6 protein-coding genes are annotated in these 10,674 nt (G+C 69.1%); 4 read left to right on the forward strand and 2 right to left on the reverse strand.

The window, feature by feature from the left end; translation table 11 throughout:
• The first annotated feature begins 323 nt into the window (after nucleotides 1–323).
• Nucleotides 324–1,865 (forward strand): alpha-L-arabinofuranosidase B, encoded by a 1,542-nt coding sequence (locus ACGFNP_RS15905; RefSeq protein WP_393319046.1) that lies wholly within the window; start codon nucleotides 324–326, stop codon nucleotides 1,863–1,865.
• Nucleotides 1,866–1,960: 95 nt separating this feature from the next.
• Entirely contained in the window at nucleotides 1,961–3,973 is a 2,013-nt protein-coding gene (locus ACGFNP_RS15910) for a hypothetical protein (RefSeq protein WP_393319049.1), read from the forward strand.
• Here ACGFNP_RS15910 and ACGFNP_RS15915 read toward each other — a convergent pair.
• Together ACGFNP_RS15915 and ACGFNP_RS15920 are read right to left on the reverse strand one after the other, a co-directional pair.
• Nucleotides 3,955–5,910 (reverse strand): hypothetical protein, encoded by a 1,956-nt coding sequence (locus ACGFNP_RS15915; RefSeq protein WP_393319052.1) that lies wholly within the window; start codon nucleotides 5,908–5,910, stop codon nucleotides 3,955–3,957. The two genes, ACGFNP_RS15910 and ACGFNP_RS15915, sit on opposite strands and share 19 nt — an antisense overlap.
• Before the next feature lie 70 nt (nucleotides 5,911–5,980).
• Nucleotides 5,981–8,269 carry a hypothetical protein gene (locus ACGFNP_RS15920; protein WP_393319055.1) on the reverse strand — a complete coding sequence of 763 codons (2,289 nt, stop codon included), beginning with the start codon at nucleotides 8,267–8,269 and terminating at the stop codon, nucleotides 5,981–5,983.
• A gap of 172 nt (nucleotides 8,270–8,441) precedes the next feature.
• Here ACGFNP_RS15920 and ACGFNP_RS15925 point away from each other — a divergent pair, with 172 nt between their 5' ends.
• Both ACGFNP_RS15925 and ACGFNP_RS15930 read left to right on the forward strand, forming a co-directional pair.
• A complete protein-coding gene (locus tag ACGFNP_RS15925; RefSeq protein ID WP_358340786.1) occupies nucleotides 8,442–9,806 on the forward strand; it encodes an extracellular solute-binding protein in 1,365 nt (454 codons plus the stop codon).
• Nucleotides 9,803–10,669: a sugar ABC transporter permease gene (locus ACGFNP_RS15930; RefSeq protein WP_358340785.1), complete on the forward strand. Its 867-nt coding sequence runs from the start codon at nucleotides 9,803–9,805 to the stop codon at nucleotides 10,667–10,669. The genes ACGFNP_RS15925 and ACGFNP_RS15930 overlap by 4 nt, the downstream gene beginning before the upstream one ends.
• The last annotated feature ends 5 nt before the right edge of the window (nucleotides 10,670–10,674 follow it).

Genomic DNA, 10,674 nt, shown 5'->3' on the forward strand with positions numbered 1-10,674 from the left:
CGTTCGTTGCACGGAGCGGGATAGCCGTTCTTCCGAACATGGTCACGAAAATGCCCGTGGCCGTGGCCACTAGCTCCTGGATCGCATGAGCATGGACGCGAACCTTCCGGCCGCGGCATTTTCATGACCCCACTGAAACCTTGACGCACATGCGCTTCCGTTTCATAGTGAGCCAGTCACTCCAAGCGCATCTTCGGAGGTCGTACAGAACGCAAAAATGTTAGCGCTAACAAAGCACCTTCCTTTCCGTTCCTGCCGTGATGTCGCAGGTCGGCGGGGCATCTCCCGGCATCGCGGCGCCCCCTGAAAGGCAGTGGTCAGTCATGCTCAAAAAGGCACTGTTATCCGCGGGTGCGGCCGTCGCGCTCGTCGCCGGCCTGCTGGTCGGCGTCTCCACGCCCTCGCAGGCCGCGACGTCGCTCGCGTGTGACATCTACGCCGCCGGCGGTACCCCCTGCGTGGCGGCGCACAGTACGACCCGCGCGCTGTACGCCGCCTACAACGGCCCGCTTTACCAGGTGCGCCGCTCCTCGGACAACACCACCCGGGACATCGGCCTCCTGAGCGCGGGCGGATATGCCAACGCCGCCACGCAGGATTCTTTCTGTTCCGGTACGACCTGCCTCATCACCATCATTTACGACCAGTCGGGTCGCGGTAACCGCCTCACCCAGGCGCCCCCCGGTGGATTCTCCGGCCCGGCCGCGGGCGGATATGACAACCTCGCGGTCGCGACCGCGGCGCCGACCATGATCAACGGGCACAAGGCGTACGGCGTCTACGTGGCTCCTGGCACCGGATACCGCAACAACAGCACCAACGGCATCGCGAAGGGCGACCAGCCCGAGGGAATGTACGCGGTCTTCGACGGCACGCACTACAACGGCGGCTGCTGCTTCGACTACGGCAACGCCGAGACCAACAGCCGGGACAACGGCAACGGCACCATGGAGGCCATCTACTTCGGGAACATCAAGGTCTGGGGCTACGGCACGGGCAACGGCCCCTGGGTCATGGCCGACCTCGAGAACGGCCTGTTCTCCGGAGTGAACGCGGGCTACAACGCCAATGACCCGACCGTGAGCCACCGGTACCTGACCGCCATCATCAAGGGTGAGCCGAACCACTGGGCGATCCGGGCCGGCAACGCGCAGTCGGGCAGCCTGTCGACCTACTACAACGGACCGCGCCCCAACGTCTCGGGCTACAACCCGATGAAGAAGGAGGGGGCGATCATCCTCGGGATCGGCGGCGACAACAGCAACGGTTCCGCCGGCACCTTCTACGAAGGCGTGATGACGTCCGGCTATCCGACGGATGCCACCGAGAACGCGGTGCAGGCCGACATCGTCGCCGCCGGATACACGACGTCGAGCGGCGGCGGCACGCCCGGTACGCTCACCCCCGGCTCGTCGATCTCGCTACGCGCGACGACGTCCTGCTGCACGACCCGCTACATCCGTCACCAGAACGACCAGGCGGTCACGTCGGTGATCACCTCGTCCAGCTCGTCTGTCGACAAGAGCGACGCCTCGTGGATCGTGCGCAGCGGCCTGGCCAGCAGTTCGTGTGTGTCGTTCGAGTCGAGGAACTACCCCGGCGACTACCTGCGGCACCAGAACTACCAGTTGTACCGGCAGCACAACGACGGCAGCACGCTGTTCGCCGCCGACGCCACCTTCTGCCCGCAGACCGGCAAGAGCGGCCAGGGCACCTCGCTCGCCTCCTACAACTTCCCGACCCGGTTCATCCGCCACTACAACAACATCGTCTACATCGCCAGCAACGGCGGCTCGAACTCCTTCGACAGCGCGACCTCGTGGGCCGCCGACGTGAGCTGGTCCGTCGACCAGCCCTGGGCATAGCCGAGCGGAGTCGTCCCCGGGCCACAGCGCTGATACGGGCGGAACCGTAATGCCATTCCCTTGACGGTCCCTCGCCTGATTCTTAGATTTCGGTCATGACCTTAATAAGGCGAATCGTGGTGGCGGGGATCGCCGTCACCACGCTCCTGGGTGTGGCGGCCCCCGTCAACGCGGGTGTGGGCAAGGTGACCGATCTCGGTGTCCCGCTGCAGGACGTGCTCCTCCTCGGCGGCGTCGTGGCTCCAGGCCCCGAAGGCCGCACGGTGCTCTGGGGTGCCTCCTCGGGCACTCCCGCCCACCTCAACGCCGTCGACCCGGCCACCGGCGACGAAAGCGGCCGGTTCGACCTGCCGGGCGCCGCCGGGGCCTGGGCGGTGGACGCGACGCCGGACGGCAGCCTCTACGCCGGTACGTACGGTGACGGCCGCCTCTACCGCTGGACCCGCGAGAGCGGCGTCGCCGACCTGGGCCGCCCCCTGCCATCGGAGAACTTCATCTGGTCAGTGGCGGCCGGCGAGGGCGCGACCGTCTACGGCGGCACGTCACCGGGCGGCCGGCTGTTCGGCTACGACCCGGCCGGCGGCGTCCGCGACTACGGCCGGCTGTCTCCGGCGCACGCCTACGTCCGCAGCGTCTCCTACGCCAAGGGCAAGATCTACGCGGGTACGGAGGGTCCGGCGGCCGTCTTCGAGGTGGACGCCGCCACGGGCGTGGCCGAACGGCTGCCCGACCCGCCAGGGCTCGACCCCGCCGGCAAGTGGGCCTACGACGTCAACGCCGCAGGAGGCTTCCTCTACGTCAGGTTCGGGGGCGCTTTCCCGGGGCCGTTGCACGTGTGGGACATCGCCGCTCGTACCTGGACGGACGCCATCGAGTCGGCCCACGGCCTCGACGTGTCGCCGCCGGACGATCAGGGCCGCGTCTACTTCGTCAAGGCCGGCGAGCTGGTGGGCTACGACCCGCGCACTCGTACGGTGACGGGGACCGGCATGCCGTTCACGGGACGGGTGGCGAACACCAGGGGCATCGGCTGGGCGGAGCTGGGCCTGCCCGACTACCCCGGCAAGAGCCTGGTCGGGCTGCTGTGGCGGGGGCTGATGTTCCGCTACAACCCGCAGACCGGCGCGCGCTCGTTCGTTCAGACCGGCATCCAGGGCGAGCCGATCGACATCACGGCCATCGCCGACGGCCCGGACGGCCGCGTCTACACCGGCGGTTTCCTCAACGGCGGGTTCGCCGCGCTCGACCCGAGGACGGGGGAGCGGACCGAGTTCCACACCTTCTCCCAGAGCGAGGCCATGACGGCGCACGCCGGCAAACTGTACGTCGGCGCCTACCCCGAGGCCAGGGTCTACGCCTACGACCCCGCGCTGCCGTGGAACAGCACCGAGTACTCACCCAGCCCGGAGCCGGGACCGGAGCCCAACCCGGCCAGGCTGTTCGACCTCGCGGCCGACAAACAGATCAGGCCGCGCGCCCTGGTGTCGGCGGGCCGCTACCTGGTCGCCGGCACGATGCCCGACCTCGGCAACCTCGGCGGGGTGCTGGCGGTGTGGGATCCGAAGAAGGGCGCGCTGAAGTACGCCCGGCGCAATGTGATCCAGGACCAGAGCATCGTGTCGCTGGCCTACCGCGACGGCGTCGTCTACGGCGGCACCTCGATCTACAGCGGCCAGTCGGCCACCCCGCCCACACAGCCCGAGGCCAAGCTGTTCGCCTGGTCGGTCCGGGAAGACCGGCTGCTGTGGGAGATCGTCCCGGCGCCGGGCAAGCCGGCCATCCCGGCGCTCACCTTCGACCGCCTCGGACGGCTGTGGGGCATCGCGGGCGGCGAGGTGTTCAGGGTGAACGTCGCGGCCCGCAAGGTGGTCTCCACGATCACCCTCTCGTCGAGTACGAGCGCGAGCGGGGCCCTGGCCCTCAACCGGGTGGACGGTCTGCTCTACGGCGCGCACGCGGGGACGGAGGTGTTCGCGCTGAACCCGGTCACCGGGCGGCGGACGGTGTTGCGGCAGGGACCTGTGCACCAGCTCGCGGTGCACAGGTCCGGAGACGTCTACTTCGCCGAGGGCCCGCGGCTGTTCAAATATCAGCCGCAGAGCCGGTAGGTATAGAAGTTCTCGAAGCGTGACAGATACAGGTGTTCGTCCGGGCCCTTGAGCAGGATCGAGATCGGGCGGGCGATGAGCGTGAGCGTCATCGCCGCCCGGTCGATCCGGTAGGCCTTGCCCTGCACTTTGCCGTACAGCATGCCGTCGCGGCCCAGCTCGATGTTGGTGTCGAGCCAGACCTGCGTGGCGGTGGACCAGGGGTAGGTCTGGTGCTTCACGGTGCGCAGGACCGTCCCCGTGGCCGGATCGAGCTCGAAGAGCGTGTCCGGTGAGAGCCCCCAGAGCTTGCCTTCACCGTCGAAGGTGATCGAGCCGAGCGACAGATCGCCGGGCACCGGGGTGCTGGTCCACTTGAGGGTGTCGGTGGCGATGTCGTAGGCGAAGGCGTGGGCGGCGTCGCCCTGGGGCGTGCTGGTGCCGCCGAACGCCGAGGTCGTGCCGTACAGGACGCCGTCGCGGTAGGCCAGGGCGATGATGCTCTGGCCGGGGATGAGGTTCCGCCTGATCACCGACTTGCCGGTGGCGGGGTCGAGCAGTCCCAGCGCGCCGCCGACCGTGCCGGCCTTGGGCACGGTGCCGAAGGCGAGCCAGTCGCCGGCCGAGACCATCGCGAACGGCCGGTCCTGCTCCTGGTCGGCGAGGCCGAGCAGCAGCCGGGGTTCGGTGCCGTCGAACTCGTAGATGCGGGCGCCGGGATAGACACCGAGGTAGAGCTTGCCCTTGTGGGTGACGATGCCCTCGCTCTGACCGACGTTCGGCCAGAACTGTGACGCGCCGGTCGCGGGGTCGTAGGCGGCCAGGCCGCCGGTGAAGAAGCCGCCCGCGTAGACGCGGCCGTCGGGGCCGATCCCCATCGACCTGATAGAGACGGGCTGGCCGGTCAGCGTGGAGTCGAACAACCTGCCCCGGCCGCTCTTGCGGTCGTAGTGCCACATGCGGCCGGTGGAGGAGGTGCCGACGAGCGTGCGGCCCATCCAGCCCAGCGGCCGGGCGGCGCCGCCGCCGAAGTCGGTGAAGCCGAGCCTGGTGGTCTTCTTGCGCCTGATGTCGTAGACGGCAAGCTCCTCGCCCTGGAACAGGTAGACCTGGTGTCCGTGCGCCCCGCCGCCGACGGTGAGGCTGTCGACGTCGTCCACCACGTCGCGCCACCGGTTCCTGACCAGGTCGTAGACGCCCATGGGGTTGGTGCCGGTGGAGGTGGTGAAGCGGACCAGGAGGTGACCGGCCACGACGTCGAGGTCGTAGGCGTAGCCGCTGCCGTCGATCGGTGGGTCGATCACCTTGATCAGGGTGCCGTCGGGCTTGAGCACCGCTACCTTCATGCTCGCGGCGCCCATGCCCGCGTAGATCGTGCCGTCCTTGGCGATGGCGAGGTCGCGTATGTACTGTTCGCCGGGCACCGGGCTGCCCAGGTCCGCGATCTTCCCGGTGGCCGTGTCGTAGCGGAAGAGCCGGCCGTTGGGTGAGGTGCCGCCATAGACGGCCGAGCCGTCCGGGCTGGCGGCCACAGTCCACACGAACGTCTCGCCCGGCACGGCGATGCCCAGTTCGCTGACCAGGTCTGTGGCGGGGTCGTAGCGGAAGAGCCGGCCCATGGCCCCGGCCGTGGCGTTGTAGCTCCCGACGTAGACGGAGTGATCGGGGGCCACGGTGACGGCCCAGGAGCCGAGCGCGTACGGCAGCGGCCGCTCGGCGATCAGGGCGGCGTCCGCCGCGTTCCTGATGCCGAGCATGGCGGGGCCGGACGCGCTGGAGGTGACCGAGTAGACGCGGTCGCGGTCGCGCGCGGTGCCCGCGGTGGTGGCGCCGGTGAGCGGCAGAGTGCCCAGACTCTGGAAGCCACAGCCTGTCGGAGGTGCGGCTGCAGCGGTTTCGGCCTTGACCGGAGATGTGAGGGAGAGTGCAATGGCTAACGCAACGGCGAGGATGCGCATGGGGCCTCCGATGAGAAGATAACGGCCTTGACCGTAATTCGTCGGCAGACCCCCTGGCAAGATGGTGCTCTCAGGGCAGCTGGTCAGGTGTCTCCGTCAAGCCGTAGTAGATACGCGGGGCGCCGTCCAGGTGGACCTTGACCTTGCCGTCGCGGGCGGTGAGCCGCCGTTCCCTGCCGATGCAGTCGAGCTCCCTGACCGAGCTCCCGCCTGCGGCCACCTTGAGCTCCGTCTTGGTCGGCCAGCCGTCCACCCACGGTTCCGGCGCGGCGAACCAGGTGGAGTCCGGCGCGTGATCGGTGTTGAGCAGGTAGCCGTCCTTCCTGCTCCACAGGATGGAGACGGGTCCTTCCGGCGTGTTGAACAGCAGCCCCTTCAGGTCGGGGTCGGCCGGCTTCAGCCAGCGGACGAACGTCGCCTGGTCCAGCACCTGTGCGGCGGTGGCGTAGGCGAGCATGGACGGCTTGGCGCTGGTGTCGCGGTTCATGAGGCCGTAGTGGTACTCGGGGTTGGCCGGGTCGGCCAGCTGCGGTTTGCCGAGGACGCTGTCGTGCAGTTGATACCAGTTCACGCAGCGCACCCCCTCGGCCATGGCCAGCGCCAGGGTGAGCAGGACGTTCTCCGCGGCCTGCCGGTAGGTGTCGTGCCACCAGCTGTTCGGCTTCGTGCAGGCGTAGGCCTCGGTCAGCCACAACTCCTTGTGCCCGTACTCCGCGATCGTCTCGCGGGCCTTGCGCAGGCCGCCGAGGAAGTTCCAGTAGGAGCCGTTGCCGCCTTGCGTCCACTCCTCAGGAGGCGGCGCGTAGTCCGGCGTGAAGTTGCCCCTGCCTGGATGGAAGGCGAACCCGTCGATGAGGTCCCAGCCGCCGGCATCGTGGAAGTTCTTGGTCCAGACATGGTCCATACCGGCCAGACCGGCGTTGAGCACCTTGGTGGGCGCCCCCGCGGCGGTGAGCCGGTCGCGTACCGGGCGCAAGCCGTCCCGTACGTAGGCGGCGGCGGTCTCGCCGCTCATCCACGGCTTGTTCACCTCGTTGGCGACCTCGAAGTAGCCGGCACCTGAGCTGATCGCCTTCTGCGTGTTCGTGTCGGCCCAGGCGGTGACCTCGGCGGCGGTTCCGCCCAGAGGGATCCCGGCGAGCTCGATGTTGTGACCGATCCCCGCCGCGTCGAGGGTGGCGGGCGGCAGGCCCGGCCCGCCGTCGTAGGAGATGCGGACCCGCTGGATGCCCAGGCGTTTCATCAGTCCCACGACGGCGGCGGCGTCCGGCTTGAGCAGCCAGGGGTAGTTGGCGATACCGAACATGCTGTCGGCGCCCGCCTGATAGGTATGCGGCGGCAGGACGGCGAGGTTGGTGCGGGCGAACGCGCTGTCCGTGCCCGCGGTGGCCTTCACCTCGGTGAACACGATCCCGCGGGGTGGTGAGGTGACGGTGAAGGTCTGTTTCCACGTGGCTCCCGCCGCGACCGTGCCGGTCACGCTGCCCTTGGCCAGCGTCCTGCCGTCGAAGTCGCGCGCCCACCACGACAGCTTCACGCTGCGGGCGGCGCTTCCCCCGTTGGCCACCTCCGCGTGCAGGGCCATGGCCTGGCCGCCGGCGTCCCAGAGGGAGAAGGGCTGGTCGGTCCAGACCTCAACGCCGAGGGGCAGGCCCGCGCCCATGGTGCCGCCCGCGGCCGGTCGCATCGAGCCGAGCACCAGGTCGGCCTCCGTCACGGCCGCACTCGCCGTCCCGGTGCCCGGCGCGTGGATCCAGGTGGCGTTGGTCCAGGCAGGGGTGGTGGTGGCCAGCCGGAAGTAGGCGCGGGTGTCGGCCCAGGTCTCCTGGTAGACGACCCCGGCATTGCTCTCGTACGGCACTCCGCCCCCGGCATCGCGGTTCCATGTCGTCAACGCGGCGAAGGACTCGGGCGCCGAGGGCGAGACGACGGCGCGGCCGAGCATGAAACCGGCCGGGATCAGCGTGGTCGAGCCGGCGACCTCCCAACGGAGCTTCGCGCGGTGCGGCGCGACGCGGAAGACGCCGCGGACGGTGATTCCCCCGGCCGCGGTGGGGAGCGTGTAGTCGACCTGGATGGCCTGCGTGCCGTCCTGGAGTGTGACGAGCGACGGCGTTCCGCCGGTGGTGCGCTGGATGCCGGTGACGGAGTCCTTGGTCATGAACCCGGTGAGCCTGACCCGTTCGACGCCGCCGCCGTCGCGGACGGTGATGCCGCCGTCGGTGCCGGCGGTCAGCGTGATGCCGTCAGCGGAGATCGAAGGGGTATCGGCCTTGGCCGGGGCCGTGGGAAGCAACGCTCCTGCGAGTCCGGCGGCTACGGCTCCGCCGAGGAAGCGGCGTCGGGGGATGTCAGACATGAAGATCTCTTCCCTGTCGACCTAATGCGGATTAGGGAGATGTGTACTCCGGCTGAAACGAGAGTGTCAAGGGTGATTTGTGCGCATCACGTAATCTGGCGGTAACGCCTTGACACCGTCTCCTAATGCGGATTAGATGCCACCTAATCCGCATTAGGCCAGAGGAGTCGCCATGGATGTATCAGCCTCCAGAAGGTGGATGGCGGGGGCGCTCGTGCTCGCCGCCGCGACGGCGGGCTGCTCGTCCGGCTCGTCGGGTGAGGACTCGGGCAAGACCGCCATCACCGTGGCGGGCATGCCTCCCACCACCGCCGCCAAGACCCGCAAGCAGTTCCTCGACGCGGTCGCCGCGTTCGAGAAGGCCAACCCCACCATCAAGATCAAACCGACCGACACGCAGTGGGACGCCAGGACGTTCGCGACCAGGCTGGCTGGCGGCAACGCGGAGACGGTGCTGACCGTGCCGCTCACCGAGCCGCCGGGGCTCATCGCCCGGCGCCAGGTCGCCGACCTCAGCGCCGAGATCAAGAGCCTGCCGCACGCGGGAGACTTCGACCCGCGCGCGCTGGCCCCGGCGACCGGCGCGGACGGCAAGGTCTACGGCCTGCCCGTCACCGAGTACGCGCTGGGCCTGGTCTACAACCGCGCCCTGTTCACCAAGGCGGGGCTCGACCCGGACCGGCCACCGGCCACGTGGGACGAGGTCAGGGCGGCGGCCAAGAAGATCGCCGGGACGGGTGCGACCGGATACACGCAGATGACGGTCAAGAACACCGGCGGCTGGATCCTGACCGCGATGACCTACTCCTTCGGTGGGCGGATGGAGAAGCAGGAGGGCGACAAGTACGTGTCCTCCCTCCTGGACGGCCCGGCGGAGGAGGCGCTGCGGCACCTGTCCGCGATGCGGTGGCAGGACGACTCCATGGGCGCCAACCACCTGCGCACCCAGCAGGACGCGGAGCGCGACTTCGCCGCCGGCAAGATCGGCATGCTGATCGGCACCGTGAACAGCTACAACCGCTACACCACCCTCTACTCCGGCAAGCCGGACGACTTCGGCATCGCGGCGCTGCCGCAGCAGGGTGCGGGCAAGGCGACGCTGCTGGGCGGCCTGGTGGCGGCCGTCAACGCCAAAGCCACAGCCGCGCAGCGAGCCGCCGCGGTGAAGTGGATCGACTTCTACTACCTCAAGCCCAACTACGACCCGGCGGCCGCCGAGCAACTGGCCGTGGCCAACGCGGCGGACAAGCTGGCCGTCGCCCTGCCCACGCTGCCGTTCTACGGCGTGTCGGTGGCGGGCCCGGTGAACGCCGCGATCGCCAAGCACGCCAACATCCCGGTGTCGAACTTCGCGCCCTACGTGAAGGACACCGACAAGCTGGAGTACGTCGTCGAGCCCCCTGTCGCCGCCCAGGACCTGTACGGCGCGCTCGACACCGCCGTGCAGGCCGTTCTGACCCGTAAGGACGCCGACCCGCGCGACGAGCTGACCAAGGCGGCGGCGCGAGTCGCGCCGCTGCTCGAGAAAGCACAGTGACCCGGTCCAAAGGCGTCGCGGCCGCGCTGTTCCTCATCCCGACGGTGCTGGTCTTCGGCCTGTTCTCGTGGTGGCCGATCATCCGTAGCGTGGTGCTCGGCTTCCAGCGGACCAACCTGGTCGAGGCGGCGACGTTCGCGGGCCTGGACAACTTCCGCACCCTGCTCGCCGACCCCCTGCTGGGCATGGCGGTGCGCAACACGCTGCTGTTCACCGGTCTGGCCCTGCTGATCGGCTTCCCGCTGCCGATCTTCCTGGCGGTGCTGATGTCGGAGTTGCGGCGCGGCTCCGGGTTGATGCGGGTGTTGGTGTACCTGCCGGTGGTGGTGCCGCCGGTGGTGGCCGTGCTGATGTGGAAGTGGTTCTACGACCCGGACTCCGGCCTGTTCAACCAGTTGCTCGGGTTGGCCGGGCTGGGACCGTACCCCTGGTTGCAGTCCACGGGCATGGCGATGCCGAGCCTGGTCCTGGAGGCGACCTGGGCGGGCGCCGGCGGCGCCGTGCTCATCTACCTGGCCGCGCTGTCCGGCGTGCCCACCGAGCTGTACGAGGCGGCCGAACTGGACGGGGCGTCGGTGTGGCGCAGGTTGTGGCACGTGACGCTGCCGCAACTGCGGCCCATCCTGCTGATCATGCTGCTGCTCCAGGTGATCAGCACCTTCCAGGTGTTCACCGAGCCGTTCGTGCTGACCGACGGCGGGCCGGAGGACTCGACGGTCACGGTGCTGCTGTTGATCTACAGGTACGCCTTCGTCAACGGCGACTACGGCACGGCGGCGGCGCTGAGCGTGAGCCTGGCCGTGGTGCTGGCGGTGCTGTCGGCCGTATACCTGCGGCTCACCAGAACGTGGGGGACGAAGTGAGAGGA

This window comes from Nonomuraea sp. NPDC049269 (genome assembly GCF_043197155.1).
Taxonomy (GTDB): Bacteria; Actinomycetota; Actinomycetes; order Streptosporangiales; family Streptosporangiaceae; genus Nonomuraea.